The sequence below is a fragment of the Pelagerythrobacter marinus genome, assembly GCF_034375205.1.
In the GTDB taxonomy this organism is placed as follows: Bacteria; Pseudomonadota; Alphaproteobacteria; order Sphingomonadales; family Sphingomonadaceae; genus Pelagerythrobacter; species Pelagerythrobacter marinus.
The window spans coordinates 834,735-858,324 of record NZ_CP139719.1 but is presented as its reverse complement, the minus strand read 5'-3'; the positions used below and the strand labels follow the sequence as shown (position 1 = coordinate 858,324).

Genomic DNA, 23,590 nt, shown 5'->3' with positions numbered 1-23,590 from the left:
GCCGGCAACAGCGCGGGCGGCCTCCCCCGGGTTGGCGCTAGTCCTGATCGAGGGCCAGCGCGGTGCGATGGGCGACATCGGCGACGATGTCGGCCCAGCGGGCCTGGTCCGCCTCGTGCGCGATCATGTCCTGCCGGATCTCGATCGTCAGGTAGGGCCGGCCACGGGCCTCTGCATGGCGGTCCATCGTCGCGTTGAGCTGCTTGCCGGAATAGGGCTGGTTGTCGCCGACCGTCAGCCCGAGGTCCGCGAACAGGCGGATCGCATGGCGCGCGGCGCGGTCGTCCCGGTTGTAGAGCAGCGCCACTTCCCACGGCCGCGCCGCGCCCCCGCTCTCGAGCGCCGGGGTAAAGCTGTGCAGCGCGATGACGAGGCCCGGCCGCGCGGCATCGAGCCATTCGCCCAGCGCGGCGTGATAGGGGCGGTGGAACCGCGCCAGCCGCCGCTCGACATCGGCACCGATATTGCCGGGGATGAGGTGGCCGTCGCTCGTCTCCGGCACGACCCCGGGCGCGTCTTCCTCGCGGTGCAGGTCGCACACGAGGCGCGAGACGCGGGCGATGTGCGCCGGGATCGCGTGACGCCGCGCCATGCGCTCGGCGACGCCTTCGACGCCGATATCGACGGCGATATGCTTGTCCAGCAGCTCCGGCGCGATCCCCAGGTCGATGTCGGCCGGGACGTGGCTGGACGCGTGATCGACGACGCAGACGATACCGCCACGAACCGGCTGGCCTACCTGGCGGAACGGGCTATCGTCGGTCATCGCAGCGCACCTTTCATCTGCCACCAGCCGGGATGGGCCGCGGCAATCCGCGCGGCGGCCTCGTCACGCGCCGCGGCCGTGTCGTAGAGGGCGAACGAGGTCGCGCCGGAGCCGGACATGCGGGTGAGGAAGCCGCCGCTATCGGCTAGGGCGTTCCAGGCAAACAGCGCCTCTTCCACGCACAGCCGTTCGAAAACGATCGGCTCCAGGTCGTTGCCGTTGCTTTCCGCGATCTCGCGCGCCGTCCTGCCCGAAAGGGGGCCCGGATCCACGCCGTCCCAGGCGGCAAAGACCGGGCCGGTAGGAACCGGAACGCGCGGGTTGAGGAGGAGGACGGGCGTGCCGGCAAGGTCGTTCTCGACCGGTTCCAGCTCGGTCCCGGTGCCGCGCCCGATGCAGGCCGCGCTGTCCACGCAGGCCGGCACGTCGGCGCCCAGGCGCGCGGCCCGCTGCGCCCAGTCGTCCGGCAGGCCGTATCGCTCGCGCACGATGCGGAACACGGCCCCCGCATCGGCGGAACCGCCGCCCAGCCCGGCGGCGACAGGCAGGTTCTTCTCCAGCGCCAGTGCCAGACCTTCGCTGCGCGGCAACACGGCCAGCGCCTTCGCGGCGATATTGCCGAACGGATCGTCCAGCGCGGGCGCGAACTCTCCGGTTACCGCCAGACTGTCGCGATCCGCCGTGCGCGCAACCAGTTCGTCGCCCGCGTCGACGAAGGCGAACAGCGTTTCCAGCTCGTGATAACCGTCCGCGCGCCGCCGTCTCACGTGGAGCGCGAGGTTGATCTTGGCATAGGCGGTTTCGCGCATCACGAGCTCCGCGGGCACCGCCCGGCCCGCCCGCCGTGCGGCGGCGCGGCCAGCGGCAGGCCGGCCATCACATGTTCGGGTAGTTCGGGCCGCCGCCGCCTTCGGGCGTGACCCATTCGATGTTCTGGTTCGGGTCCTTGATATCGCAGGTCTTGCAATGGACGCAGTTCTGCGAGTTGATCACGAACTTGGGATCGCCTTCCTCGACATCGACCCATTCGTAGACCCCGGCCGGGCAATAGCGTGCGGAGGGGCCGCCATAGACGCCCAGCTCGCTCGCCTCCTGCAAGGCCATGTCCTTCACCTTCAGGTGACAGGGCTGGTCCTCTGCATGGTTGGTATAGGAATAGGACACCGAGGTCAGGCGATCGAACGTGATCTCGCCATCGGGCTTGGGATAGTCGATCGGCCGATGCAGGTCCGCCCGGTGGGTATGCGTGTAGTCGGGCGTGTGCTTCATCGTCACCGGCAGGCCGATGCCCAGCGTGCGCATCCACATGTCGATCCCGGCCACCACGGTACCGATATCGCCGCCGAACTTCGCCACGGCGGGCTGGGCGTTCTTCACTTTCTTCAGCTCGTCGGCGATCCAGCTCGACCGCACGGCCGCGTCGTAATCGCCCAGTTCGGTCTTCTCCGCGCCGCCGCCGATCGCGGCCGCGACCGCCTCCGCCGCCAGCATCCCGCTCTTCATCGCGGTATGGCTGCCCTTGATCCGCGGCACGTTGACGAAGCCCGCGGCGCAGCCGATCAGCGCGCCGCCGGGGAACGCCAGCTTCGGTACCGACTGCCAGCCGCCCTCGTTGATCGCGCGCGCGCCGTAGGCGACGCGCTTGCCGCCTTCCAGGTACTCGCGGATCGCCGGATGCTGTTTCCAGCGCTGGAATTCCTGGAACGGCGAGACATAGGGGTTCTCGTAATCGAGCGCGGTGACGAAGCCGAGCGCGACCTGCCCGTTCGCCTGGTGATAGAGAAAGCCCCCGCCCCAGGTATCGCTTTCCGAAAGGGGCCAGCCCTGGGTGTGGATCACCCGACCCGGCACGTGCTTGTCGGGATCGATGTCCCACAGCTCCTTGATGCCCAGGCCATAGACCTGCGGCTGGCAATCGGCCTCCAGGTCGAAGCGCGCCTTCATCCGCTTGGTCAGGTTGCCGCGCGCGCCCTCGGCGAACAGGGTGTACTTCGCATGGATTTCCATGCCCGGCTGGTAATCGGGCTTGTGACTGCCATCGGCGGCGACGCCCATATCCTGCGTCACGACGCCGGCGACCGCGCCGCTATCGTCGAACAGCACGTCGGCGGCGGGGAAGCCCGGGAAGACCATCACGCCCAGCGCTTCCGCCTGTTCGCCGAGCCAGCGGGTCATGTTGCCGAGCGAACCGGTGTAGCAGCCGTCGTTGGAGAGGAAGGGGGGCATCAGCAGGTGGGGGATCGCGGTCTTGCCGCCTTTCGACAGGACCCAGTGCCAGTTGTCGGTCACCGGCACTTCCGCCATCGGGCACCCCTGCTCGCGCCAGTCGGGCAGCAGTTCGTCCAGCGCCTTCGGATCGACCACGGCGCCGGACAGAATGTGCGCGCCGATCTCGGAGCCTTTCTCCAGGACGACGACCTCGAGTGCATCGTCGATCTGCTTGAGGCGGATCGCCGCGGCCAGGCCCGCCGGCCCGCCGCCCACGATCACCACGTCGCACGGCATCGATTCGCGTTCGCTCATCCCAAAATGGTCCTTCGTTGCTTTGCTGCCCCAAGACTTGCATCATGCCTTGATTGCTGTGGCAGGGCAGGTCAAGACCGCAGCCGAGATGGCCGATCGCCCGCCCCGCCCGCTTTCCGCAGAGTTCGCCGCCGCGATCGATTGGTGGCGCGAGGCCGGCGTCGATTGCGATTTCGCCGAAGACGCTACGGATTGGCTGGCTCCGCCGGAAGAACCGGCCGGCCCGGCGCCCCCGGTCGCCGCGAAGCGGGAGGCAGAGCCGCCGCGCGAACTGGCGCCGGCCGTAAAACCGCCGCCGCGCGTCGATGTGGACAAGGCGGCCTGGCCCGGGGACCTTGCCGCGTTTCGCAAGTGGTGGCTGGCCAGCGACACGCTCGACCAGGGGGGGGCCTATCCGCGGGTCGCACCGCGCGGCGAGGCCGGCGCCCGGCTGATGATCGTGGTCAACCAGCCGGAAGAAGGGGATCGCGACCAGCTCCTTTCCGGGCCCGAAGGGGGTTTGCTGCAAGGCTTCCTGCGCGCGGCGGGGGTGCCGGAGGAGGCGACCTACCTCGCCTCGCTGCTGCCGCGCCACGATGTCGCGCCCGACTGGGACACGATCCGTTCCGCCGGTCTGGGCGAACTGCTGAAACACCATGTCGGCCTCGTCGCGCCGGAAAGGATACTTGTCCTCGGCCGCAACATTCCGCCGCTGCTCGGGCACGATATGGCGCAAGGGCCTGCAATTTTACCCGATTTCAACCATGAAGGGGCAAGCATCCCCGCGATGACGGCCGGAGGGCTCGCGGACATGCGCCGATCGGCACGGCGGCGCGAGCGGTTCTGGCGATGCTGGCTCGATTGGACTTATGGCGATACCTGACCTGACCAAGTGCCTGAGGCTTGCGACCGCGGTGGCCGCCGGCCTGGCCGCGACGATGATCGCGCCCCCCGCGGCCGCCAGCAGCAGCGCGGCCGATTATTTCCGCTCCCGCGCGATGAACCGCACCGTGCCCGAACTGCTCAGCCGTTCGGACAAGGCCTATTACGCCGACCTGTTCCAGGCGATCGACCGGCAGGACTGGTCGCGGGTCGACGCCATGCTGGCCGAGCGCGACGACGGCCCGCTGCACCACGTCGCCCGGGCGGAGTACTATCTCGCGGCGACCAGCCCCCGGGTGGAGCTGCCGGCGATCCAGGCCTGGCTGGCCCGGGGCAGCCGCCTGCCCCACGCGGAACAGATGGGCCGCCTGGGCCTGACGCGCGGCATGATGTCGGCGCCCTATCTGCCGCGCGAACAGAGCTTCGTCCGGCAGCCCTACGCCTCCAAGCGGACGCGCCCCTCGACGGTGGACGACGGCACGATGCCGGGCGAGATCCGCCGGGCGATCCTCGACCGGATCAGCAACGACGATCCCGACGGGGCCCGCCAGCTGCTCGACGGCGTCGATGCCATGCTGAGCCCCCCGGCGCGCGCCGAATGGCGCCAGCGCGTGGCCTTCAGCTATTATATCGAGAACGACGATCCGGCGGCGCTGGCCATGGCGCAGACGGTGCGCGAAGGCTCGGGTGCCTGGGTCGCCGAGGGAGACTGGGTCGCCGGGCTGGCCGCATGGCGCCTGGGCGACTGCGAAACGGCGGCCGACAACTTCGAGCGCGCAGCGCGCGGATCGACCAATCACGAACTGACCGCGGCGGCCTTCTACTGGTCGAGCCGGGCCCTGGTCCGCTGCCGCCAGCCCGAAAAGGCGGCCGAGCAGCTGCGCGGGGCGGCGAGGCTGGACGAAACGCTTTACGGGATGCTCGCCCGCGAACAGCTGGGCCAGGCCCTGCCGCAGAACCACGCCGGGGCCGACTTCGCGATGGAAGACTGGCACGCCTTGCGCGAGGTCGAGAATGTCCGCATCGCGGTCGCCCTGGCGGAAATCGGGCGCGACCGCCTGGCCGACGAGGTCCTGCGACACGAGGCGCGGATCGGCGACCCGGACAACTACGACGAACTCTCGCGCCTCGCGCGCGAACTGGGCATGCCATCCACCCAGCTGTGGATGGCGCACAACGTGCCGCGCGGCGCGCGCGCCGAACCCGCGCTGCGCTATCCCGCGCCTAAGTGGCAACCGGTCAACGGGTGGAAGGTCGATCCGGCGCTGGCCTATGCCCATACCTTGCAGGAATCGGTGTTCCGCGCCGATGCCGTCAGCCCGGCGGGCGCGCGGGGCCTGATGCAGATCATGCCCGCCGCCGCGCAGGACCATCGCGGCAAGCTGGGGGTGGCGGGAGATGCCCACGACCTGTCGCGGCCGGAAGTGAACCTCGCCTTCGGGCAGGAACACTTGCGGATGCTGCGCGATTCCAGCGCCACGGGCGGGCTGCTGCCGAAAGTCATGGCGGCATACAACGCCGGCCTTTCGCCGGTCACGCGCTGGAACAGCGAGATCCGCGACCAGGGCGACCCGCTGCTGTACATGGAAAGCATCCCCTACTGGGAAACGCGCGGCTATGTCGCGATCGTGATGCGCAATTACTGGATGTACGAGCGGCAGGCCGGCGGCGCCTCGGAAAGCCGGATCGCGCTGGCGCAGGGCATGTGGCCGACGTTTCCCGAGCTTTCGGGCGGCGGCGGCGTACGGCTGACCGCGCGCGATTGATGGCGATCGACACGCAGCGCCGCTTCATCCCGATCGCGATCGCGGTCGTCACGGTGTCCGATACGCGCACGGCGGCCGACGATACATCGGGCGATATCCTGTGCGACCGGATCGAAGGCGCGGGCCATCGCCTTGCCGCGCGCACGATCGTTCGCGACGACGCGGCGCTGATCGCGCGCCAGCTGGAAAGCTGGATCAAGGACAGCGGGATCGACGCGATCGTCTGCACCGGCGGGACCGGTCTGACCGGGCGCGACGTGACGCCCGAGGCGCTGGAACAGGTCAGGGCTTCGCACCGCGGGCGCGACATCCCCGGCTTCGGAGAGCTGTTCCGCTGGCTCAGCTATGCGTCGATCGGGACGAGCACGGTACAGAGCCGCGCCTGCGCCGTCGTGGCCGGGGGCACTTACATCTTCGCCCTGCCCGGTTCCAACGGGGCGGTGAAGGATGGGTGGGACGGCATCCTCGCCGAGCAGCTCGACAGCCGCAACCGGCCCTGCAACTTCGTCGAGCTCATGCCGCGCCTGCGCGAGAGCTGAAGCGGCGCGGCAAGGTGCGCCGGCGGGCGCCGCCGGATCGTTCCGCAGGATTGAAAACGCCCGTCGAAAACGCCCCGCTGCCGATGGCAACGGGGCGTCTTCCGCGGCCCGCGCGGGGCCGCGCCACGGCCGCAGGTGGGCGCGGCCGAAGGGGTATGCCGGTGGCGATCAGCGGCAGCGGGTGCTGCCCCGGTCGATCTCGCGGCCGAGCAGCGCGCCGCCTGCCGCGCCGAGAATCGCACCGAGCGTGCGATCCCCCCGCCCGGCGATCTCGTGCCCGATCAGGCCGCCGACCGCGCCGCCGATCAGCAGCCCGGTCGTGCCGTCGTCGCGGCGGCAGTAGTAACGGCCGTCGCGCCCGCGCCAGACGCGCGTATCGCGGCTCACCCGCTCGTAACGGTCGCGGTCGTAGCGGTGATCGCGGTCGTAGCGGTCCCGATCGTAGCGACCGCGGTCGTAACGACGGTAATCGCGATAGTCGCGATCGCGATAGCGCTCGCGCCACTGGGCATTGCCATCGCTCTCGTACAGGGCAGCGCGCTCCGCCTGGAAGGCATGGGCCGGTTCGGCTGCCTGCGCGGGCGCGGCCAGGGCCAGGCCGGGCGCCGCAATGGCGAGGGCAGCGATCTTCACGGGGGACTTGATCATCGCTTCATCCTTTCATCGTCTCGCTGAAGGCCCGGAGTGGCCAGCCGCGTGATCTGTTAAGCTTTAAGCCCCGTTTTCTGAACGCCCTGCAACGCCCGGTGCAGAAAGATCGATTTGCGATGAATCGAGCGACCATGGCCGTGCGCCGTGCCGTTGCACGGCCGCCGGGCGCGCCCTAAATCGCACCGACGATGGACAGCGCGAGCCCCCCTCCCCGCCAGTCGGGCTTCGTTGCCGGCCTTTCCGCCTATTTCATCTGGGGCTTCCTGCCGCTTTACCTGATCCTCGTGCGCGAGGTGCCGCCGTTCGAATTCGTCGGATGGCGCATCATCTGGACCCTGCCCATCTGCCTCGTGATCGTCGCCGTGCGCCGCCAGGGGCCGGAGATCATGCGCGCGTTGCGCCAGCGGCGCACGCTGGTCACGCTGCTGGCCAGCTCCACGCTCATCGGTGTCAACTGGCTGGTCTACGTCTGGGCGATCCAGAACGGCCAGGTCTACGCCGCCAGCCTGGGATATTACATCAACCCGCTGATCAACGTCCTGCTCGGCACATTCGTGCTGGGCGAACGGCTGACCGGCCGGCAATGGGCGGCGGTGGCCATCGCCGCCGCGGGCGTGGCCCTGCTGCTGGGCGGCGCGATCACCACGCTGTGGATCAGCCTGACCCTGGGGCTCAGCTTCGGGACTTACGGCCTCCTGCGGAAGCGGGTGGACGTCGGGGCCCTGCCGGGCCTGACGATCGAATCCGCGCTCCTGCTCGCGCCCGCGGTCGCGATCGCCTGGTGGTACGCCGCCTCTGCCGCAGGTTCGGCCTTCTTCCGGTCGGTCGAACTCAGCCTGGCGATCGTGCTCGGCGGCGTGGTCACCGCGGTGCCCCTGCTGCTGTTCGCTATCGCGGCGCGGCGGATGGACTATTCCACCCTGGGCTTCCTCCAGTTCCTCGCCCCAACGATCGTCTTCATCCTTGGCCTGACCGTGTTCGACCAGCCGCTTCGCCCGGTCCAGGTCGCCTGTTTCGTGCTGATCTGGACCGCGATCGCGGTCTTCGTCTGGGACATCCTCGCCCGGCGCAAGGCCGACAAGGTCCTGCAGGCCTGAGCCTCAGCCCGGCAGGGTCCAGCGCAGGCGCTCGCCCGCGTGGAAGGGGACGATCGGCGTACCGCCGGCATCGATTTCGGCCGGCACCTCCACCGGCGTCCGCCGCAAGGTAACGCGCTCCTCGTTCAGCGGCAGGCCATAGAAACGCGGCCCGTGTTCGCTGGCGAAACCCTCGAAGCGATCGAGCGCTCCCTCGTCCTCGAACACCTCGAGATAGCTTTCCAGCGCGAAAGGCGCGTTGAAGATGCCGGCGCAGCCACAGGCGCTTTCCTTCGCGTGGCGCGGGTGCGGCGCGCTGTCGGTGCCGAGGAAATACCGGGGCGAGCCCGATGTCGCCGCCTGGCGCAGCGCCAGGCGATGTTGTTCGCGTTTGGCCACCGGCAGGCAGTAGGCATGGGGCCGGATACCGCCCACGAGCATTGCATTGCGGTTGATGTGCAGGTGCTGCGGGGTGATCGTCGCCGCCACGTTGTCCCCCGCCGAGGCAACGAACTGGACCGCGTCGGCCGTGGTGATGTGTTCGAAGATCACCTTGAGCCCCGGAAGCGCGAGCAGCAGCGGTTCGAGCACCCGGTCGATGAAGACCTTTTCCCGGTCGAACACGTCGATCTCGGCATCGGTGACTTCGCCGTGGACGCACAACGGCATCCCGATCGACGCCATCCGTTCGAGCGCGCCGCGGATATTGGTCACGTCGGTCACCCCGTGGGCCGAATTGGTCGTGGCATTGGCCGGGTAGAGCTTGGCCGCGGTGAAAACGCCCTGCTCGAATCCCCGGGCCAGCTCGTCCGGGTCGGTGTCGTCGGTGAGATAACAGGTCATCAACGGCGTGAACCGGATGCCGGCGGGCACCGCCGCCATGATCCGTTCGCGGTACGCGGCCGCGCTTTCCACCGTGGTCACCGGGGGCGCCAGGTTGGGCATGACGATGGCGCGCGCGAACTGGCGGGCCGTATGGGCGGTGACGGCCTGCAGGACCGCCCCGTCGCGCAAGTGGACGTGCCAGTCGTCGGGCCGGCGGATGGTCAGGGATTCGGGGGTTTCGCTCATGGGGGTTCCCTTAGGCTCGCCGGGCCCTATCTGTCACCCATGACCGGAACCCGCCTGTTCGAACGCGCCGTCGTGCGCCTGGCCCCGCAGGACGACGCGGAAGACGCCGCCGCCTTCCTCCAGGGCCTTCTCACCAATGACGTCAGCGGCCCCCTGCCCGCCTATGCCGGGCTGTTGAGCGCCCAGGGCAAGGCCCTGTTCGACCTGATCGTCTGGCCCGGCGGCGAGCGCGAGATCCTGCTCGATTGCGAGGCCGACCGGGCGGAGGAACTGGTCCGGCGCCTGTCGCTCTATCGCCTGCGGCGCAGGATCGACATCGCGGTGGACGAGAACATTGCCGTTCACTGGCGCAAGCAGGTCGGCGACGGGGCCGCCGACGATCCGCGCCTCGCCGATCTCGGCCAGAGATGGATCGCGCCGGTGGCCGACGACGACGCGCCGGCGGACGACGAATGGCGCGCCCATCGCCTGTCGCTCGGCGTGGCCGAGGGGCACCGCGAACTTGGCGATATCCTGTGGCTGGAAACCAACGCGATCGAACTGAACGGCGTGAGCTTCGACAAGGGCTGCTACGTCGGGCAGGAGAACACCGCGCGGATGAACTGGCGCCAGAAGGTCAACCGGCGGCTCGTGGTCGTGCCGCTGGAGCGCTCGGAAGAAAAGCGCCGCCGCGCCGCCTATCCCGAACTGGGGCTGGCGGTGGACCACCTGCGGACCGATGCGATCGCCCCCGACCTGGTGCCGGCCTGGCTCTCGGCGAGCCTCAGTCGGGCTGACTGACCGCCTCGATCGAGCTCAGCAACATGCGCTCCGCCCGGTCGCGCGCGGCGGTTTCGGGGAGCTTGAGCGAGCGGGTGAGCGCCGACCCGATCAGCGCGTCGCCCATGGCCATCAGCACCAGGGCCAGGGTATCCTCGTGCACGCGGGCGACGTTCTCGTGCGGGCCGGCCTCTTCCGGCGCGATCTCATCCACGAGGAGATGGATCGTCTCGACCACCGGCGCCAGCGCATCCTCGTTCCCGGTCAGGATCATCCAGCTCGCCAGGGCACCGGCGCCTTCCTTGTCGAACGCGTCGAAGGCGAGGTCCACGACCTCTCGCGGAGAGCCGAGGCCGGCGCGACTGGCACGAACCGCGTCCTTGATGCTTTCGCACACCGTTTCCGCCAGGTGGCGGGCGAGTTCCTTTTGCAGCCCGGCGGCGGAGCCGAAGTGGTGGAGGAGATTGGCATGGGTGCGCCCGATGCGACCGGCGACGGCTTTCAGCGTCACCGATTGCGGGCCCGTCTCGATCAGGAGCGCCCGGGCAGCCTCCAGCGCCGACCGGCGACTTTCTTCGGGGGTGAGGCGCTTGCGGCTTGCCATGCGATTCCTTGAACAATAAAACGGTGGCCCATGAACGGGGACCAAGCCAGCGGCCTAGAGCGGCCGGGCGGCGACGACAAGTCGCCCCGCACCGGCGGAAGCGCGACGCCCGGCGATCACGCGCTGAACATCCGCGATCTGAAGTTCTGCCGCGAAGGCCGCCCGGCGCGGTGGTGGCACTCCGGCGATCCGGTTGCAACCGCCTGGTACAACTCGGTTTCGGCGAGCCTGCCCCGTGGGGAGAAGTTCTTCATCCAGGTGATGAAGTACTACGACGACAAGGTCCCGCCGCGCATGGCGGCCGAGCTGCGCGCCTTCACCCGGCAGGAATCGAACCACGCGCGCGAACACGTGGCCTTTAACAACCTGGCGCAGAGCCACGGCTACGACATCGAGAGCATCGACAAGGGGATCGAGGAAATGCTCGCCCTGACCGAAGGGCGCCCGGTCGAATTCAACCTCGCGATCACCATCGCGCTGGAGCATTTCGCCGCCTCGATCAGCCACTGCCTGCTGACCGATCCGCGCTATCTCGACGGCGTGGACGAAGAGATCGCCGAAATGTGGCGCTGGCACTCGATCGAGGAGATCGAGCACAAGGGCATTACCTATGACGTCTGGCTGCACGCGACGCGCGACTGGTCCGCCTGGAAGCGGTACCGGGTCCGCGCGCTGATCGCGCTGCTGATCACGCGCCGTTACTACAACAACCGGGTGCGCGATGCGCTCGGCCTGCTGCGGCAGGACGGGATCACCGGCCTGCGCGCCCGCTGGCGGCTGTTCCGGCACCTGTGGATCGCGCCGGGGATGATGCGGCGCATGTTCTTCGACTGGGCCAAGATACTCCTTCCCGGCTTCCATCCCTGGAAGCAGGACGACCGACCGCTGATCCGCAAGTTCGACAGCCCCTATGCCGACGCGGTGATGCCGGCCGAATAGGCCCGCTCCCAACGTTTCTTGCCGGCTCCGATGCACCAGTCCGCGCGCGGGCAGGCGTAGCTGCGCGCAGGCTATTGACATACCTGTCAGTATCGTTACTGACATTGTTGTCAGTAATCATTCCGAGTCACCCTTTGCCATGAACGCCCCCGCCTCCATCCCGCTGGACCGTGCCGCCGCTCCCACGCCCGCCGACCTGTCGATCACGATTCGCGACGAACGGTTCAATCGCGAGACCAAGCCCCGCCGCTGGTGGGCCGGCGATCCCTTCGGCACGGCCTGGCACAATGCCCTGTCCGCCACGTTCCCGCGCGGCGAGGCGTTCTTCATCGAGGCGGTGAAGGCCCATCGCGACGGCGCCGGCCCGAAGCTCGAGGCCGAGATCCGCGCCTTCGTGAAGCAGGAAATCAATCACACCCGCGAACACATCGCCTTCAACAAGCTGGCCGAAGATGCAGGCTACGACATCAAGGCGATCGACAGGCGCGTCGGCGAACTGCTCGCGCTGACCAAGGGCCGCCCGGAGATCCTCAATCTCGCCGCGACCATGGCGCTGGAGCACTATACCGCGATGATGGCGCACGAGTTTCTCGCCAACCCGCGCCACTTCGAATCGGCCGATGCCGAAGTGCGCGACATGTGGCGCTGGCACGCGGTCGAGGAGATCGAGCACAAGGGCGTGGCCTTCGACACCTGGAACCACGCCACGCGCGACTGGTCGAAATGGCGGCGTTGGAAAGTCCGCAACCTGATGATGCTGGTCGTGACCGGCCGGTTCTTCAAGAACCGGTGGGAGGATTCGCTGAACCTCCTGGCGCAGGACGGGATCACCGGGTGGAAAGCCCGCTGGGGGCTGCTGCGGTACCTGGCCGTGAGCCCGGGCATCGTGCGGCGGATATTCCCCGCCTGGCTCGCCTATTTCCGGCCCGGCTTCCACCCGTGGGACCACGACGATCGCGCCTTGATCGGCCGCTACGAAGGCGAGTTCGCCGACGCCCTGCTGCCCGCCGAGTAATCGCCCGCAGGCTCCCGCCCGTCAAAGCGGCGCACCCGCGCAAGCGCGCGGCCGTTGCGCCTTGCTAGGCCGCGCGCATGCCCGGTTCGCTCTCGCCCTCGAGGTCGAGCGCATATTCGGCCGCCAGCGCGTCCGCCCCGCGCCCGCAGCTGTGACGCGGCCGCACGGCGCCGGTCGGTGCGAAGCCGAGCTTGCGAAGCACCCTGCCGGACGCGGGATTGTCGAGGAAATGGCTCGCCACGACCCGCGAATGGCCGAGCATCCGCGCGATCTCCAGCGCGGCCCGGCCCGCTTCGGTCGCGTAGCCGCGGCCCCAGTGGGGACGGGCGATCCAGTACCCCAGCTCGGCGGCGCCATCGGCCGGGTCGATCCCGACACAGCCGATCAGTGCGGCATCGTCCGCCCGCGCGACGACGAAGCGCGGGTAATGCGGCGTCGCCGGCCGCGACACGAACTCGCGGGCATGTTGCGGGCGATAGGGCCACGGCGCACGGGCGAGATTGCGAACGACACCCTCGTCGGCGATGCCGCCCAGGATCTCGCACCAGTCCTCGGGCCATGGCGGTCTCAGGAGCAGTCTCTGGCTGCGATGGAACATCTGCGTTCTCTCCTCTTCGCCCCCGCCCCGCCCGGTAGTGCGGGTCGATGACAGTGGCATGGCGGCGGCGAAATATTCGCCGATACGAGAGGGAGATACGACAAGAGGGAGACGGGTCGGCCCCATCTCCCTCTTCGTCTGCCGGCACGTGGCGCCGGCTGGGACCGTCCCGTTTGGACGATCCCCTTATCGGATCGTCCGGTTATTCCGCGGCTTGCGCCAGCATGTCGACCGATACGTATTTGCGGCCGAGCTTGCCCGAGTGGAATCGCACCACGCCTTCGGCGAGCGCAAACAGCGTGTGGTCCTTGCCCATCCCGACGTTGGCGCCCGGATAGAACTTGGTCCCGCGCTGACGCACGATAATGTTGCCCGGGATCACGCCCTGGCTGCCGAACTTCTTCACGCCCAGGCGACGGCCAGCCGAATCGCGACCGTTACGCGACGAACCGCCTGCTTTCTTATGTGCCATCGTTCGTGATCCTTACTTCTTGGCTTCGGACTTGGCCGCAGCCTTCTTGGCCGGCGCCTTCTCGGCGGCGCCTTCCTTCTTCGGAGCGGCCTTCTTCGGAGCGGCCTTCTTCGGAGCGGCCTTCTTCGGAGCGGCCTTCTTTTCGGCCGGCTTCTTCTCGGCGGCTTCGGCCTTCTTGGCCGGCGCAGCCTTCTTCGGCGCGGCTTCGGCAGCGTCCTTCTTCGGCGCGGCCTTGGAATCGCCGACCGCGGTAATGCGCAGCAGCGTCAGCTGCTGACGGTGCCCGGCCTTGCGACGATAGTTGTGGCGGCGGCGCTTCTTGAACACCACCACCTTCTCGCCCTTCGCCTGGGCAATGATCTCGGCCGAAACGGCAACCTTCGACGCGTCGGCGATCTTGTCGCCTTCACCCGCGAGCAGGACATCGCCCAGCGTCACCGTGTCGCCGGCTTCCCCGGCGAGCTTTTCGACCGCGATCTTGTCTCCGGCGGCAACCCGATATTGCTTGCCGCCCGTGCGCACTACTGCGAACATGGTGCTTACTTCCAATCTCGTTGCTTGTGCCCCCGCCTTCGTGGAAGGGGCGCGTCCGATGCGCCGCGCATGGCGGCTCCCGGAAAGATGGGTGCCGTTAAGGGAAGCGGTCGGACAAGTCAACGGCGGAATCGGCACGAAGCGCCTTCGTCTTCCCGGTTATCTCGGCAGTTCATCGCAGGCCGGCCGCACGCCGGCAAGCCGTCGCCGGCAAGTCACCGGTGGAACTGGGCGGCGAGCGTGCTAGAGCACGAAGCATGAGGCCCGCCGCCATCCGCCCCGCCCCGACAGCCCGCGCGCCCCGCCACATCGCGGCGCTTCTGCTGGCCGCGCCGCTGGCCGCCTGCGCCGCCGGGGGCGGCGACTATCCCTCGCTCGCCATTCGCGATGCCGAACGTGTCGGCGGCAGCCTGGAGGCGCCGGAGCCGGCCGATCCGCCGCCGGCCCCCGCACCGCCCAGCGCCGAACTGCTCGCCCGCGTGGCGCAGCTGCGCGCGGAAGGCGAGAGCGCGCATTCGGCGTTCCGCGAGGCCTTGCCGACGGCGCGGCGCGCGGTCCGGGCCGCCGGCGGCGCTCCGGTCGAAACCGACCGCTATGCCGCGGCGCAAGTCGCGCTGGCCGACCTCGATTCGCATCGCAGCCGCACGGCCATTGCCCTGGGCGATCTCGACGCCCTCTATGCCCAGGCCACGCTGACGTTCGAAGCACGCGCGCCGATCGCCGCGGCCCGGGACGCGGTGACCGCCCTGGTGGGCGAGCAGGACGCAATCCTGGCCCGGCTTCGCGCGGCGCTCTAGCCCGTCGCCCAGCGGCGCAGGTCGCGTCGATCCTCGGCCCGCGGCTCGATCCAGTGCCAGCCGTCGCCGCGCTTCTCGCGCTTCCAGAACCAGGCGGCGGACTTGAGGTGGTCCATGCAGTAATCGACCGCCTCGATCGCCGCGCGGCGATGCCGCGCCGCGGCCGCGACGCAGACGATCGGCTCGCCCGGCGCCAGCCGCCCGACCCGGTGGAGGAGGACCAGTCCCATCAGCCCGAAACGGGCCAACGCGCTATCCGCCAGCGCCTCCATGCCCGGCAGGGTCAGCGGCGCGTAGTGCTGCAGTTCCAGCGCCTCGACCCCGCCGCCGGCGCGCACGCGGCCCACGAACGTGGTGATCGCCCCCGCCCCGGGGCATCGGGCCGCCAGTTCCTCGCCCGGCGCGCCGGGATCGAACGGCGCGGAGAGCAGGCGCACGTCGCGCATCGCTCAGCCCCCGCTTACCGGCGGGAGGAACGCGACCTCGTCCCCCTCCCCGGCGGACAGATCCCGCTTGTCGACCAGCAGCGTGCCGTTGATCGCCAGCTTGACGCCGGGCGCGCGGACCGCCTCGACCAGGGCGTCGCCGCCGACGCGGGCGAGATGGCGCTCCAGAGCCGGCCAGTCGCACCGCTCGCTGGTGGCGATCACGTGCTCGCCGGTGCCGGCGAGATCCGCCAGCTTGCCGAGGAAGACCATCTTCATCCGCCCGTCACCGACATGTGCCGCGGCTGCGCCGGGGCGGCGGCGGGGGCATCGATGCGGAAGTGATGACGCGCGGGCTTGATCCGCATGGCCTCGTCCAGCGCGCGATCGAGCGGCTCGTCGTCCTCGCCCGAACGCAGCGCCGCGCGCAGGTCGACGCGCTCCGCCCCGCCGAGGCAGGGATAGAGCTGCCCGGTCGCGGTGACGCGGACGCGGTTGCAGCCGTCGCAGAAATTGGCGCTCAAGGGCGTGATGAAGCCGACCCGTCCCCCGGTTTCGGCAATATCGGCATAGCGGGCCGGTCCGCCGGTCCGGTGGGCGGAGGGCGTCAGGGTCCAGCGTGCTTCGAGCGCGGCCCGGACGGTATCCAGCGGCAGGTAGCGATCGAAGCGATCCTCCTCCACCTCGCCCAGCGGCATGACCTCGATCAGGGTGATCGCATGCCCCTGGCCATGCGCCCAGGCGACGAGATCGGGGATCGCGTGATCGTTCACGCCGCGCAAGGCGACGGTGTTGATCTTGACCGAGAGGCCCGCGGCCCGCGCGGCCTCTATCCCGGCCAGGACGTCGGCCAGCCGGTCGCGCCGCGCGAGCCGGGCGAAGGTTTCCGGCTCCAGCGTGTCGAGCGACACGTTGATCCGGCGAACGCCGGCGGCGGCCAGCCCATCGGCATGGCGCGCCAGTTGCAGCCCGTTGGTCGTGAGCGTCAGTTCCTCCAGCCCCTGCCCCAGTTGCCGGCCCAGGGCACGGACGAGGTCCATGACGTCGCGCCGCACCAGCGGCTCGCCGCCGGTCAGCCGGATGCGGCGCACGCCGCGCGCGATGAAGCCAAGCGCGAGCCGGTGAAGCTCCTCCAGCGTCAGGATGTCCCGGCGCGGGAGGAACTGCATCCGTTCGGGCATGCAATAGGTGCACCGCAAGTCGCAGCGGTCGGTCACCGACAGGCGCAGGTAATCGATCCTGCGGCAGTGACCGTCGACCAGGGGCGCCTGCACGTCCATCGCGCTACCCTGCCCCATCCGGTGCGCGCTGGCCACCGCCGTCGCCTCCGCCGGCTTCTCCGGGGGGCGCCAGCGGCAGGTACTGTCCCGTCACCCCCGGCGCCTCGGCAAGATAGCGCTGCGCGGCGGCGAGGCTGGCGGAGCCGGGGGACGCGACGGCGTTGACCCGGCGCGGCGCGTGCTTTCGCGCCAGCGCGGCCACCGCGGCGCGGCGCCAGCCGCCATGCGCGTGATCGGCCGGGGCGAACACCAGCAGCAGGTCCTCGCCCGAAGCCAGGATCTCTTCGGCAAAGGGCAGCCAGTGCTGGTGGAATACGGCCGCCGCCGCCAGGGGATCGCCGGGCAGGTCGTCGACCGCGATCACCTTCATCCGCGCCGCTCGCGCGTCAGGGTGATACCGATCCGCTCCCCCGCTTCGGCGATGGCGAGCTTGACGATCTTGACCGTCACCGCCTCGACCCGGTCGTCCTGGAGGAACAGCGTTTCGCAGATGTGGTCCGCGACCGCTTCGATCAGCTTGAAATGGACGCCGGGAGGCAGAGCCTCGGTGGCGGCGAACTTGAGGTCCATGTAGTTCTTGCTCGCATCGAGCGGGGTGTCGGGGGCGTAGTGCGGCGCGCACTTCAGCCGGGCCTGGATCGTGATTCGCAGCGGCTGCGGCTTGCCCGTCTCTTCCGAGTAGATCCCGGTCAGGACATCGTGTTCGAGATCGGCGACTTCGAGGATCAGCGAATCGGCCATTTCCAGCGCTTAGCCCTTATTCGACCAGCGTGCGAAGATCGCGGTGGGGAGGAGGCGGGGATCTTTGCCTTCTTCGCGCAGCGAAAGGTCGCCGTGTTGGATCTGCCCCGGCAGGTCCTTCAGCGCCGAGGCAAGCAGTCCGCCCAGCGCCAGGCTGCTCATCCGCACGGCATAGACGGTCAGGAACAGGAACCGGCTGCGATCGTCGAGCAGGCGGCGGCAGTCGGCGACGAGGCCCGGCAGGCCTTCCTCCAGCCGCCAGACTTCGCCGCCCGGCCCGCGCCCGAACTTGGGCGGATCGAGGATGATCCCGTCGTAGCGCCGCCCGCGCCGCACCTCGCGCGCGGCGAACTTCGCCGCGTCGTCCACCAGCCAGCGCACCGGCCGGTCCTCCAGCCCCGAAAGCGCCGCGTTGGCCCGCGCCTGGGCGACCGACTTCTTCGACGCATCGACATGGGCAACCCGCCCGAACCGGCTGAGCGCGAGCGTGCCGACCCCGGTATAGCCGAACAGGTTGAGCAGCTCCGCATCGTCCCGCCCATCGAGCTGGTCGCCCATCCAGCGCCAGACCGGCGCCATGTCGGGAAAGAAGCCGAGGTGGCGGAACGGCGTGCACTGCGCGGTGAAACGCACGCCTTCCCACGCCAGCGGCCAGCCTTCGCGCGGCACGTCCTGCGCGAACTGCCAGCGCCCGCCGCCATCCTCGTCCGAGCCGGGCACGAATTCGCCGTGCGCCTGCCAGCCGGCATCGCGCGGGGCCCACATCGCCTGGGGTTCGGGGCGCACGAAGCGCCAGGGGCCGTAGCGTTCGAGCTTGCGCCCGTGGCCGCTATCGACGAGGCCGTAGTCGTCCCAGCCCTCCCCCGCCATGACCAGCGGCTGTTCGACCAGCTGCGCCATCAGCGCGGCGTCGCGTGGGCGGCGACATGGGCCGCGATCGCATCGTATTCGCCGGGCAGCTCGACCATCCGCTCCTCGCGCTCGAACAGTTCGCCCACCCGCGCGGGCAAGGCCGGGCGGAAACCGGTCGCGCGCTCGACCGCGTCGCGGAACTTGGCCGGGTGCGCGGTGGCAAGGGTGACGATCGGCACATCGGCCGGCAGGTCCTGCTGCCGCTGCGCGGCGTGGAGGCCGATCGCGGTGTGCGGATCGATCGTCTGGCCGCCGCGGTCCCAGGCCCAGCGGATCGCCTGGGCCATGTCGTCGGCATCGGCCCGCGCGCTGGCGAACAGCGCCGCCGCACCCTGGCGCTGGGCATTGGTGAGCCGCATCGACCGGGTCGCTTCGAACCCCTTCATCTGTTCGGCCAGCGCCGCCCCGTCGCGCCCGCCGGCATCGAACAGCAGGCGTTCGAAGTTCGAACTGACCTGGATATCCATCGAAGGCGCCGCGGTGGGCGTCACCTCGCCCGCCGAATAGTCGCCGTCCGCCAGCGCGCGGTGGAGGATGTCGTTGACATTGGTGGCGACCACCAGCCGTTCGATCGGCAAGCCCATGCGCGCGGCGACGTAGCCGGCGAAGACATCGCCGAAATTGCCCGTCGGGACGGAGAAGGCGACCTTGCGCCCCGGGGCGCCGAACTGCAGCGCGGCGGCGAAGTAATAGACCACTTGCGCCATCAGGCGCGCCCAGTTGATCGAATTGACCGCCCCCAGCGCGAACCGGCCGGACAGCGCCGGGTCGGCGAACATGCGCTTCACCATCGCCTGGGCATCGTCGAAGCTGCCGTCGATCGCGATATTGTGGACGTTGGGCGCCAGCACCGTCGTCATCTGCCGGCGCTGGACGTCGCTGACGCGCCCTTTCGGATGGAGCATGAAGATCTCCACCCCCTCGCGCCCCGCGACCGCGTCGATCGCGGCCGACCCGGTATCGCCGCTGGTCGCGCCGACGATCGTCAGGTGCCCGCCCTTGCGGCCGAGGAATTCCTCGAACAGCAGGCCCAGCAATTGCAGCGCGACGTCCTTGAACGCCAGCGTCGGCCCGTGGAACAGTTCGAGCAGCCAGTGGCGCTGGTCGAGCTGGACCAGCGGCGTCACCGCATCGTGCGCGAAGCGGCCATAGGCTTCCTCGCACAGCGCCAGCAGCCGGTCGGCGGACAGGCTGCCGCCGACGAAAGGCTGCATGATCCGCGCCGCCAGGACCGGGTAAGGCAGCCCGGCGAGCGCCGCGATCTCCGCGCGCGAGAGCCGCGGCCATTCGCGCGGGAGGTAGAGCCCGCCGTCGCCGGCGAGGCCGGCCAGGGTGACCCCTTCGAAATCGAGCGCCGGGGCGCTGCCGCGGGTAGAGACATATTCCATCAGGGCGAAGCGACTAGCCGCGCCCCGCACGCCCCGCAAGCAACAGAGCCTAGGCCGCGCCGTGGGTTTGCTTCTTTCCGCCCGCCGCCGAGGTATCGGCGCGCGCTTCGCCGGCCCCCTCCAGCCCGCGCTTCAGGCGGCCGAGCCCGGCGGCGGCGGCGGCCGCGTGGGGCCCGATCCAGCGTTCGTGGATCGCCTGGATCGGCATGGCGTCGAGGTGATTGAACCGCTCGCGTCCCTTGCGCACCGCGACCACCAGCCCGGCCCGTTCGAGCACGCGCAGGTGCATCATCACCGTGGTCCGGTCGATCGCGGGAAAGGCGGCGCACAATTGCTTGGTGGTCAGCGGCCGCAGCTTCAGCGCGTCGCAGATCTCGCGCCGCACGCGGTTGGCCAGGGCCTTGAAAACACGGTCGAGCTCGTCTTCGTTTGACATGTTATGTTTTTATAACATAATTGGCCGCGACTCAAGAGGAGCGTCGATCATGCAGGTGAATTTCAGGGTCTCGGGCCGGATCGCGAAGCCGGTGGACGAAGTGTTCGAAGCGGTCGCCGATCCCGGCCAGCTGTCGCGCTTCTTCACCACCGGCGGGGCGCAGGGCCGGCTGGGAACCGGGGCCACCGTGATGTGGGAATTCGCCGACGTTCCCGGCGCCTTCCCGGTCGAGGTGGTCGAGGTTGTGCCGAACGAGAAGATCGTCCTGGAATGGGCCGCGCAGGAAGCCGAGAGCGGCGAGATCGGCGCCAGGCTGCACGATGCCGATTACCGGACCACGGTGACCATGCTGTTCAAGCCGACCGGCGACGGGCGCACGCTGGTCGAGATCGCCGAGGAAGGCTGGCGCGACACGCCGGGCGGATGGCGCAGTTCGTACAACAATTGCGAAGGGTGGACCGGGATGCTGGCCGCGATGAAGGCCTGGCTGGAACACGGGATCAACTTGCGCGAAGGTTTCTACAAGTAGCTTTACGAGGGAGATTGCCGATGCCCAGGTCCGTCCTGCCTTTCCTGATGTTCCAGGGCGACGCCGAGGCGGCGCTGGAATTCTACCGCGCCACGATCCCCGGCGCCGAAGTGGATCGGGTGGAGCGCTACGGCGAAGGCGAACAGGTGCCCGCCGGCCGGTTCAAGAGCGCGCGCCTGACGCTGGCCGGGCAGGAGATCATGGTGCTCGACAGCCCGCCGGTCCACGATTTCACGTTCACCCCGTCGTTCTCGTTCCATGTCGAATGCGCGGACGAGGACGAAGTCCGCACCCTCGCCGAAGCCCTGGCGCAGGACGGGGCGACGATGATGCCGGTCGGAAACTACGGCTTCAGCCGGCTCTTCGCCTGGGTCAGCGACCATTTCGGCGTCTCGTGGCAGCTCAACTGCGCGTAAGGCCTTCGGCTGGTTCGGGCGCGGCGCCCCGCCCTCAGGCGCCGCGCCAGCGGCGGCGCCCCGCCCTCATGCGCCGCGCCAGCGGCGGCGCAGCGCGAGCCAGTAGATCGCCAGCGCGGTGACCGCGAAGAAGAACCACTGCCCGGCGTAGGCGAGGTGGTTGTTGGGCACCATCGCCGGGTCGGGCGGCGCCAGCGGGGCCAGCCCGGCGACCGGGCGGCCGGCGACCAGCCGCGGCCCGGGGGCGATGACCCCTTCGACCGTGCCGCCCTGCCATTCGGGCGCGACCGGGCGTTCGGACCATCCGATCGCGATATCCGCCTCGCGCCCGCCGCCGATCGCGCAGCGGGCGATGTGGGCCCAGCCCTTGCGACCGTCGGCCGCGGTGCCCGCGCGGCTGGACAGCGCGAGCACGCGCCGGCAATCGAGCTGCGCGTGGCGGAACAGGTGCCGCTGCGCCGCCTGCGCGTCGGCCGGCCAGGGAACCGCGGCCAACATCGTGCGCGCGCCCTCGTAGCGTGCGAGCAGCGCCTCTTTCTGCCGCATCCGGTCGAGCTGCCAGAACCCGAGCGCGACCATCGTCGCGACCGCCGCCAGCACCAGGATCGTCGGCAGGACCGGGACCTTGCGGGTCATGGCGCGCGCCCGCCCGCCTCGCGCGCGGCATTGCGATACTCGGCCCCGATCAGCCAGGCTTTCGCGACGCGCAGGCCGAAGACCACCGCCAGCGCGGTGATCGGCACCCACAGCAGGACATGGACCCAGAACGGCGGCTGCACCGCCAGTTCCAGCCAGATCGCCAGCCCGGTTATCAGCGCGCCGATCGCCAGCGTCAGGAAGGCCGCGGGCCCGTCGCCCACGTTGAACCGCTCGTAATCGAGGCCGCAGGCGCGGCACCGCCGGTCGAACCGGATGCCGCGCGCGAACAGCGTCTTGCCCGCGCAACGCGGGCACAGACCGAAAAGGGCAGCCGCGGCGGTGCCGGGCTGCCCCTTTTCCGTGCCTGGCTCGCGCCCGTCCATCAATGGACCGGTGCGCCCCAGCTGCCCCAGATATAGACGGTGACGAACAGGAACAGCCACACGACGTCGACGAAGTGCCAGTACCACGCGGCCGCTTCGAAACCGAAGTGCTGGCGCGGGGTGAAGTGCCCCTTGTAGGTGCGCACGAGGCAGACGATCAGGAAGATCGTGCCGACCAGGACGTGGAACCCGTGGAAGCCGGTCGCCATGTAGAAGGCCGAGCTGTAGGTGTTGCCGCCGAAGGCGAACGGGGCGTGCATGTATTCGTAGGCCTGGATGCAGCTGAACAGCACGCCCAGCAGGATCGTCAGCCATAGGCCCTTCTTCAGCCCTTCGCGGTCGCCGTGGATCAGCGAGTGGTGCGCCCAGGTGACCGTGGTGCCCGAACACAGCAGGATCAGCGTGTTGAGCAGCGGCAGGTCGAACGGGTTCATCACCGCCTCGATCGCGACCGGCGGGAACTGGCCGCCGACGACTTCGGAAATCTCGCTCGGGAACAGGGCGAAATCGAACCAGCTCCAGAACCAGCCGACGAAGAACATCACTTCCGACGCGATGAACAGGATCATGCCGTAGCGCATGTGAAGCTGCACCACCGGCGTGTGATCGCCGGCCTGCGCCTCTTTCACGATATTGCCGAACCAGCTGAAGAACGTGGCGATCAGGCCGGCAATGCCGAGGCCGACGACGACCTGCCAGTTCGCCATTTCGTGCATGTAGAGCACCATCCCGCTGGTGAAGACCAGCGCCGACAGCGAGCCGATCAGCGGCCAGATGTCGGGGGGAAGAATGTGGTAATCGTGGTTCTTGGTTCCGGCCATTGATCGCAGGTCCTGTCTAAACGGTTGCGCGGCCCTTAATCGGCGGCGCGGCTTTGGTCCAGTCCTAGGGTGTGTCCGCCGAGGCGGGTTCGGATTTGCGGTGGAAGGTATAGCTCAGCGTGATCTGTTCCACGCCTTGCGCGTTGGGATCGTCCATGATCGCCGGATCGACGAAGAACAGCACCGGCATGCGCACTTCCTCCCCCGGCTGCAGCGTCTGCTCGGTGAAGCAGAAGCACTGGATCTTGTTGAAATACTTGCCCGTCTGCTCGGGCTCGACGTTGAAGGTGGCGGTGCCGGTGATCGGTTCGGCGCTGTCGTTGCGCGCGACGAAGAAGGCCATGTCGCGCTCCCCGATCTGGACCGTCTCGGTCACCTTCTCGGGCGCGAAGGTCCAGGGCATCGAGTGCGATGTGGTCGCGTCGAACCGGACCGAGATCGTGCGCGCGCCGGCGCTCTGCGCCATGCGCGCGGCGAGGTCCGCCTCCGCCTCGGTCGCGCGCTGGGTCGTGCCGCCGAAACCGGTGACCTGGCAGAAAAGCTGGTAGAGCGGGACCGCGGCATAGCCGAGGCCGACCATGCCCGCGGCGGCGAGGAAGCTCAGCATCCCCACCCGCATGTTCCTGCGCTGGAGAGTGGCGCTCGTCAT

31 protein-coding genes are annotated in these 23,590 nt (G+C 69.3%); 10 read left to right on the top strand and 21 right to left on the bottom strand.

The features are described 5' to 3' along the window. Positions 1-37: 37 nt before the first annotated feature. From T8T98_RS04055 to T8T98_RS04045, 3 genes are all read right to left on the bottom strand, one after another. Positions 38-766, bottom strand: a complete 729-nt coding sequence (locus T8T98_RS04055; protein WP_251103991.1) for an N-formylglutamate amidohydrolase — start codon at positions 764-766, stop codon at positions 38-40. Beyond that, positions 763-1,575 carry a 4-(cytidine 5'-diphospho)-2-C-methyl-D-erythritol kinase gene (locus tag T8T98_RS04050; protein ID WP_251103992.1) on the bottom strand — a complete coding sequence of 271 codons (813 nt, stop codon included), beginning with the start codon at positions 1,573-1,575 and terminating at the stop codon, positions 763-765. Before T8T98_RS04050 ends, T8T98_RS04055 begins: the two co-directional genes overlap by 4 nt. 67 nt (positions 1,576-1,642) lie before the next feature. Beyond that, positions 1,643-3,289 (bottom strand): electron transfer flavoprotein-ubiquinone oxidoreductase, encoded by a 1,647-nt coding sequence (locus tag T8T98_RS04045; protein ID WP_160732264.1) that lies wholly within the window; start codon positions 3,287-3,289, stop codon positions 1,643-1,645. An 88-nt stretch (positions 3,290-3,377) separates the two neighbouring features. Here T8T98_RS04045 and T8T98_RS04040 point away from each other — a divergent pair, with 88 nt between their 5' ends. From T8T98_RS04040 to moaB, 3 genes are read left to right on the top strand one after another with little or no spacing between them, the layout of a single operon-like run. Further along, the gene (locus tag T8T98_RS04040; RefSeq protein ID WP_160732263.1) at positions 3,378-4,151 is read left to right on the top strand and encodes a uracil-DNA glycosylase family protein; all 774 of its coding nucleotides are present in this window, start codon (positions 3,378-3,380) and stop codon (positions 4,149-4,151) included. Continuing rightward, a complete protein-coding gene (locus tag T8T98_RS04035; protein WP_407675083.1) occupies positions 4,138-5,916 on the top strand; it encodes a lytic transglycosylase domain-containing protein in 1,779 nt (592 codons plus the stop codon). Before T8T98_RS04040 ends, T8T98_RS04035 begins: the two co-directional genes overlap by 14 nt. After that, positions 5,916-6,455 (top strand): molybdenum cofactor biosynthesis protein B, encoded by a 540-nt coding sequence (gene moaB / locus T8T98_RS04030; RefSeq protein ID WP_251105991.1) that lies wholly within the window; start codon positions 5,916-5,918, stop codon positions 6,453-6,455. The genes T8T98_RS04035 and moaB overlap by 1 nt, the downstream gene beginning before the upstream one ends. 168 nt (positions 6,456-6,623) lie before the next feature. Here moaB and T8T98_RS04025 read toward each other — a convergent pair whose 3' ends face one another. Next, the gene (locus tag T8T98_RS04025) at positions 6,624-7,103 is read right to left on the bottom strand and encodes a glycine zipper 2TM domain-containing protein (RefSeq protein WP_251103993.1); all 480 of its coding nucleotides are present in this window, start codon (positions 7,101-7,103) and stop codon (positions 6,624-6,626) included. A gap of 191 nt (positions 7,104-7,294) precedes the next feature. Between T8T98_RS04025 and rarD the strand changes: the two genes are divergently transcribed. Continuing rightward, positions 7,295-8,203, top strand: coding sequence for an EamA family transporter RarD (gene rarD / locus T8T98_RS04020; RefSeq protein WP_251103994.1), 909 nt, complete (start codon positions 7,295-7,297; stop codon positions 8,201-8,203). A 3-nt stretch (positions 8,204-8,206) separates the two neighbouring features. Here rarD and pyrC read toward each other — a convergent pair whose 3' ends face one another. Beyond that, entirely contained in the window at positions 8,207-9,253 is a 1,047-nt protein-coding gene (gene pyrC, locus T8T98_RS04015) for a dihydroorotase (protein ID WP_251103995.1), read from the bottom strand. A 39-nt stretch (positions 9,254-9,292) separates the two neighbouring features. Here pyrC and ygfZ point away from each other — a divergent pair, with 39 nt between their 5' ends. Then, positions 9,293-10,033 (top strand): CAF17-like 4Fe-4S cluster assembly/insertion protein YgfZ, encoded by a 741-nt coding sequence (gene ygfZ / locus T8T98_RS04010; RefSeq protein WP_322295853.1) that lies wholly within the window; start codon positions 9,293-9,295, stop codon positions 10,031-10,033. Here ygfZ and T8T98_RS04005 read toward each other — a convergent pair. Continuing rightward, positions 10,017-10,616 (bottom strand): TetR/AcrR family transcriptional regulator, encoded by a 600-nt coding sequence (locus tag T8T98_RS04005; protein WP_160732256.1) that lies wholly within the window; start codon positions 10,614-10,616, stop codon positions 10,017-10,019. The genes ygfZ and T8T98_RS04005 overlap by 17 nt on opposite strands. 30 nt (positions 10,617-10,646) lie before the next feature. On the opposite strand from T8T98_RS04005, the gene T8T98_RS04000 reads away from it, so the two are divergent. Together T8T98_RS04000 and T8T98_RS03995 are read left to right on the top strand one after the other, a co-directional pair. Further along, positions 10,647-11,555, top strand: a complete 909-nt coding sequence (locus T8T98_RS04000) for a metal-dependent hydrolase (protein ID WP_160732255.1) — start codon at positions 10,647-10,649, stop codon at positions 11,553-11,555. A 139-nt stretch (positions 11,556-11,694) separates the two neighbouring features. Next, positions 11,695-12,570 (top strand): metal-dependent hydrolase, encoded by an 876-nt coding sequence (locus T8T98_RS03995; RefSeq protein WP_160732254.1) that lies wholly within the window; start codon positions 11,695-11,697, stop codon positions 12,568-12,570. A 64-nt stretch (positions 12,571-12,634) separates the two neighbouring features. On the opposite strand, the gene T8T98_RS03990 is transcribed toward T8T98_RS03995, so the two are convergent. The 3 genes from T8T98_RS03990 to rplU form a co-directional block, all read right to left on the bottom strand. Continuing rightward, positions 12,635-13,168, bottom strand: coding sequence for a GNAT family N-acetyltransferase (locus tag T8T98_RS03990; RefSeq protein ID WP_160732253.1), 534 nt, complete (start codon positions 13,166-13,168; stop codon positions 12,635-12,637). A 202-nt stretch (positions 13,169-13,370) separates the two neighbouring features. After that, positions 13,371-13,640, bottom strand: coding sequence for a 50S ribosomal protein L27 (gene rpmA / locus T8T98_RS03985; RefSeq protein ID WP_160732252.1), 270 nt, complete (start codon positions 13,638-13,640; stop codon positions 13,371-13,373). A gap of 12 nt (positions 13,641-13,652) precedes the next feature. After that, positions 13,653-14,174: a 50S ribosomal protein L21 gene (gene rplU, locus T8T98_RS03980; RefSeq protein WP_322295899.1), complete on the bottom strand. Its 522-nt coding sequence runs from the start codon at positions 14,172-14,174 to the stop codon at positions 13,653-13,655. 257 nt (positions 14,175-14,431) lie between these two features. On the opposite strand from rplU, the gene T8T98_RS03975 reads away from it, so the two are divergent. Then, positions 14,432-14,971, top strand: a complete 540-nt coding sequence (locus tag T8T98_RS03975; protein ID WP_160732251.1) for a hypothetical protein — start codon at positions 14,432-14,434, stop codon at positions 14,969-14,971. On the opposite strand, the gene T8T98_RS03970 is transcribed toward T8T98_RS03975, so the two are convergent. The 8 genes from T8T98_RS03970 to T8T98_RS03935 are packed head-to-tail and all read right to left on the bottom strand — an operon-like array spanning position 14,968 to position 20,153. Further along, a complete protein-coding gene (locus T8T98_RS03970) occupies positions 14,968-15,417 on the bottom strand; it encodes a molybdenum cofactor biosynthesis protein MoaE (RefSeq protein ID WP_251103998.1) in 450 nt (149 codons plus the stop codon). The two genes, T8T98_RS03975 and T8T98_RS03970, sit on opposite strands and share 4 nt — an antisense overlap. A 3-nt stretch (positions 15,418-15,420) precedes the next feature. Then, a complete protein-coding gene (locus tag T8T98_RS03965; protein ID WP_251103999.1) occupies positions 15,421-15,675 on the bottom strand; it encodes a MoaD/ThiS family protein in 255 nt (84 codons plus the stop codon). Further along, entirely contained in the window at positions 15,672-16,676 is a 1,005-nt protein-coding gene (gene moaA / locus T8T98_RS03960) for a GTP 3',8-cyclase MoaA (protein ID WP_160732615.1), read from the bottom strand. The genes T8T98_RS03965 and moaA overlap by 4 nt, the downstream gene beginning before the upstream one ends. A 4-nt stretch (positions 16,677-16,680) precedes the next feature. Further along, positions 16,681-17,046, bottom strand: coding sequence for a Rossmann fold domain-containing protein (locus tag T8T98_RS03955; RefSeq protein ID WP_251104000.1), 366 nt, complete (start codon positions 17,044-17,046; stop codon positions 16,681-16,683). After that, on the bottom strand, positions 17,043-17,417 hold the full coding sequence (locus T8T98_RS03950; protein WP_251104001.1) for a dihydroneopterin aldolase: 375 nt from the start codon (positions 17,415-17,417) through the stop codon (positions 17,043-17,045). Before T8T98_RS03950 ends, T8T98_RS03955 begins: the two co-directional genes overlap by 4 nt. A 9-nt stretch (positions 17,418-17,426) precedes the next feature. Further along, positions 17,427-18,317, bottom strand: a complete 891-nt coding sequence (locus T8T98_RS03945; RefSeq protein ID WP_251104002.1) for a class I SAM-dependent methyltransferase — start codon at positions 18,315-18,317, stop codon at positions 17,427-17,429. Beyond that, positions 18,317-19,717 (bottom strand): threonine synthase, encoded by a 1,401-nt coding sequence (gene thrC, locus T8T98_RS03940; RefSeq protein ID WP_251104003.1) that lies wholly within the window; start codon positions 19,715-19,717, stop codon positions 18,317-18,319. The genes T8T98_RS03945 and thrC overlap by 1 nt, the downstream gene beginning before the upstream one ends. Positions 19,718-19,766: 49 nt before the next feature. Next, entirely contained in the window at positions 19,767-20,153 is a 387-nt protein-coding gene (locus tag T8T98_RS03935; protein WP_251104004.1) for an ArsR/SmtB family transcription factor, read from the bottom strand. Positions 20,154-20,202: 49 nt separating this feature from the next. On the opposite strand from T8T98_RS03935, the gene T8T98_RS03930 reads away from it, so the two are divergent. Both T8T98_RS03930 and T8T98_RS03925 read left to right on the top strand, forming a co-directional pair. Continuing rightward, complete coding sequence (locus T8T98_RS03930) at positions 20,203-20,682, top strand: SRPBCC domain-containing protein (RefSeq protein WP_251104005.1); 480 nt, start codon at positions 20,203-20,205, stop codon at positions 20,680-20,682. Positions 20,683-20,702: 20 nt separating this feature from the next. Beyond that, a complete protein-coding gene (locus T8T98_RS03925; RefSeq protein ID WP_251104006.1) occupies positions 20,703-21,098 on the top strand; it encodes a VOC family protein in 396 nt (131 codons plus the stop codon). Between the two features lie 66 nt (positions 21,099-21,164). Here the strand turns inward: T8T98_RS03925 and T8T98_RS03920 are convergent, their stop codons facing one another. The 4 genes from T8T98_RS03920 to T8T98_RS03905 form a co-directional block, all read right to left on the bottom strand. Then, a complete protein-coding gene (locus T8T98_RS03920; protein ID WP_251104007.1) occupies positions 21,165-21,734 on the bottom strand; it encodes an SURF1 family protein in 570 nt (189 codons plus the stop codon). Continuing rightward, positions 21,731-22,120: a DUF983 domain-containing protein gene (locus T8T98_RS03915; protein ID WP_251104008.1), complete on the bottom strand. Its 390-nt coding sequence runs from the start codon at positions 22,118-22,120 to the stop codon at positions 21,731-21,733. Before T8T98_RS03915 ends, T8T98_RS03920 begins: the two co-directional genes overlap by 4 nt. Then, the gene (locus T8T98_RS03910) at positions 22,120-22,941 is read right to left on the bottom strand and encodes a cytochrome c oxidase subunit 3 (protein ID WP_160732241.1); all 822 of its coding nucleotides are present in this window, start codon (positions 22,939-22,941) and stop codon (positions 22,120-22,122) included. Before T8T98_RS03910 ends, T8T98_RS03915 begins: the two co-directional genes overlap by 1 nt. A 64-nt stretch (positions 22,942-23,005) precedes the next feature. Continuing rightward, positions 23,006-23,590, bottom strand: a complete 585-nt coding sequence (locus tag T8T98_RS03905; RefSeq protein WP_160732240.1) for a cytochrome c oxidase assembly protein — start codon at positions 23,588-23,590, stop codon at positions 23,006-23,008.

Excerpts from the sequence above, each read along its gene's own strand:
- T8T98_RS04055 (WP_251103991.1), bottom strand. The coding sequence starts at position 766 with ATGACCGACGATAGCCCGTTCCGCCAGGTAGGCCAGCCGGTTCGTGGC.
- T8T98_RS04050 (WP_251103992.1), bottom strand. The coding sequence starts at position 1,575 with ATGCGCGAAACCGCCTATGCCAAGATCAACCTCGCGCTCCACGTGAGA.
- T8T98_RS04045 (WP_160732264.1), bottom strand. The coding sequence starts at position 3,289 with ATGAGCGAACGCGAATCGATGCCGTGCGACGTGGTGATCGTGGGCGGC.
- T8T98_RS04040 (WP_160732263.1), top strand. The coding sequence starts at position 3,378 with ATGGCCGATCGCCCGCCCCGCCCGCTTTCCGCAGAGTTCGCCGCCGCG.
- T8T98_RS04035 (WP_407675083.1), top strand. The coding sequence starts at position 4,138 with ATGGCGATACCTGACCTGACCAAGTGCCTGAGGCTTGCGACCGCGGTG.
- moaB (WP_251105991.1), top strand. The coding sequence starts at position 5,916 with ATGGCGATCGACACGCAGCGCCGCTTCATCCCGATCGCGATCGCGGTC.
- T8T98_RS04025 (WP_251103993.1), bottom strand. The coding sequence starts at position 7,103 with ATGATCAAGTCCCCCGTGAAGATCGCTGCCCTCGCCATTGCGGCGCCC.
- rarD (WP_251103994.1), top strand. The coding sequence starts at position 7,295 with ATGGACAGCGCGAGCCCCCCTCCCCGCCAGTCGGGCTTCGTTGCCGGC.
- pyrC (WP_251103995.1), bottom strand. The coding sequence starts at position 9,253 with ATGAGCGAAACCCCCGAATCCCTGACCATCCGCCGGCCCGACGACTGG.
- ygfZ (WP_322295853.1), top strand. The coding sequence starts at position 9,293 with ATGACCGGAACCCGCCTGTTCGAACGCGCCGTCGTGCGCCTGGCCCCG.
- T8T98_RS04005 (WP_160732256.1), bottom strand. The coding sequence starts at position 10,616 with ATGGCAAGCCGCAAGCGCCTCACCCCCGAAGAAAGTCGCCGGTCGGCG.
- T8T98_RS04000 (WP_160732255.1), top strand. The coding sequence starts at position 10,647 with ATGAACGGGGACCAAGCCAGCGGCCTAGAGCGGCCGGGCGGCGACGAC.
- T8T98_RS03995 (WP_160732254.1), top strand. The coding sequence starts at position 11,695 with ATGAACGCCCCCGCCTCCATCCCGCTGGACCGTGCCGCCGCTCCCACG.
- T8T98_RS03990 (WP_160732253.1), bottom strand. The coding sequence starts at position 13,168 with ATGTTCCATCGCAGCCAGAGACTGCTCCTGAGACCGCCATGGCCCGAG.
- rpmA (WP_160732252.1), bottom strand. The coding sequence starts at position 13,640 with ATGGCACATAAGAAAGCAGGCGGTTCGTCGCGTAACGGTCGCGATTCG.
- rplU (WP_322295899.1), bottom strand. The coding sequence starts at position 14,174 with ATGTTCGCAGTAGTGCGCACGGGCGGCAAGCAATATCGGGTTGCCGCC.
- T8T98_RS03975 (WP_160732251.1), top strand. The coding sequence starts at position 14,432 with ATGAGGCCCGCCGCCATCCGCCCCGCCCCGACAGCCCGCGCGCCCCGC.
- T8T98_RS03970 (WP_251103998.1), bottom strand. The coding sequence starts at position 15,417 with ATGCGCGACGTGCGCCTGCTCTCCGCGCCGTTCGATCCCGGCGCGCCG.
- T8T98_RS03965 (WP_251103999.1), bottom strand. The coding sequence starts at position 15,675 with ATGAAGATGGTCTTCCTCGGCAAGCTGGCGGATCTCGCCGGCACCGGC.
- moaA (WP_160732615.1), bottom strand. The coding sequence starts at position 16,676 with ATGGACGTGCAGGCGCCCCTGGTCGACGGTCACTGCCGCAGGATCGAT.
- T8T98_RS03955 (WP_251104000.1), bottom strand. The coding sequence starts at position 17,046 with ATGAAGGTGATCGCGGTCGACGACCTGCCCGGCGATCCCCTGGCGGCG.
- T8T98_RS03950 (WP_251104001.1), bottom strand. The coding sequence starts at position 17,417 with ATGGCCGATTCGCTGATCCTCGAAGTCGCCGATCTCGAACACGATGTC.
- T8T98_RS03945 (WP_251104002.1), bottom strand. The coding sequence starts at position 18,317 with ATGGCGCAGCTGGTCGAACAGCCGCTGGTCATGGCGGGGGAGGGCTGG.
- thrC (WP_251104003.1), bottom strand. The coding sequence starts at position 19,717 with ATGGAATATGTCTCTACCCGCGGCAGCGCCCCGGCGCTCGATTTCGAA.
- T8T98_RS03935 (WP_251104004.1), bottom strand. The coding sequence starts at position 20,153 with ATGTCAAACGAAGACGAGCTCGACCGTGTTTTCAAGGCCCTGGCCAAC.
- T8T98_RS03930 (WP_251104005.1), top strand. The coding sequence starts at position 20,203 with ATGCAGGTGAATTTCAGGGTCTCGGGCCGGATCGCGAAGCCGGTGGAC.
- T8T98_RS03925 (WP_251104006.1), top strand. The coding sequence starts at position 20,703 with ATGCCCAGGTCCGTCCTGCCTTTCCTGATGTTCCAGGGCGACGCCGAG.
- T8T98_RS03920 (WP_251104007.1), bottom strand. The coding sequence starts at position 21,734 with ATGACCCGCAAGGTCCCGGTCCTGCCGACGATCCTGGTGCTGGCGGCG.
- T8T98_RS03915 (WP_251104008.1), bottom strand. The coding sequence starts at position 22,120 with ATGGACGGGCGCGAGCCAGGCACGGAAAAGGGGCAGCCCGGCACCGCC.
- T8T98_RS03910 (WP_160732241.1), bottom strand. The coding sequence starts at position 22,941 with ATGGCCGGAACCAAGAACCACGATTACCACATTCTTCCCCCCGACATC.
- T8T98_RS03905 (WP_160732240.1), bottom strand. The coding sequence starts at position 23,590 with ATGACGAGCGCCACTCTCCAGCGCAGGAACATGCGGGTGGGGATGCTG.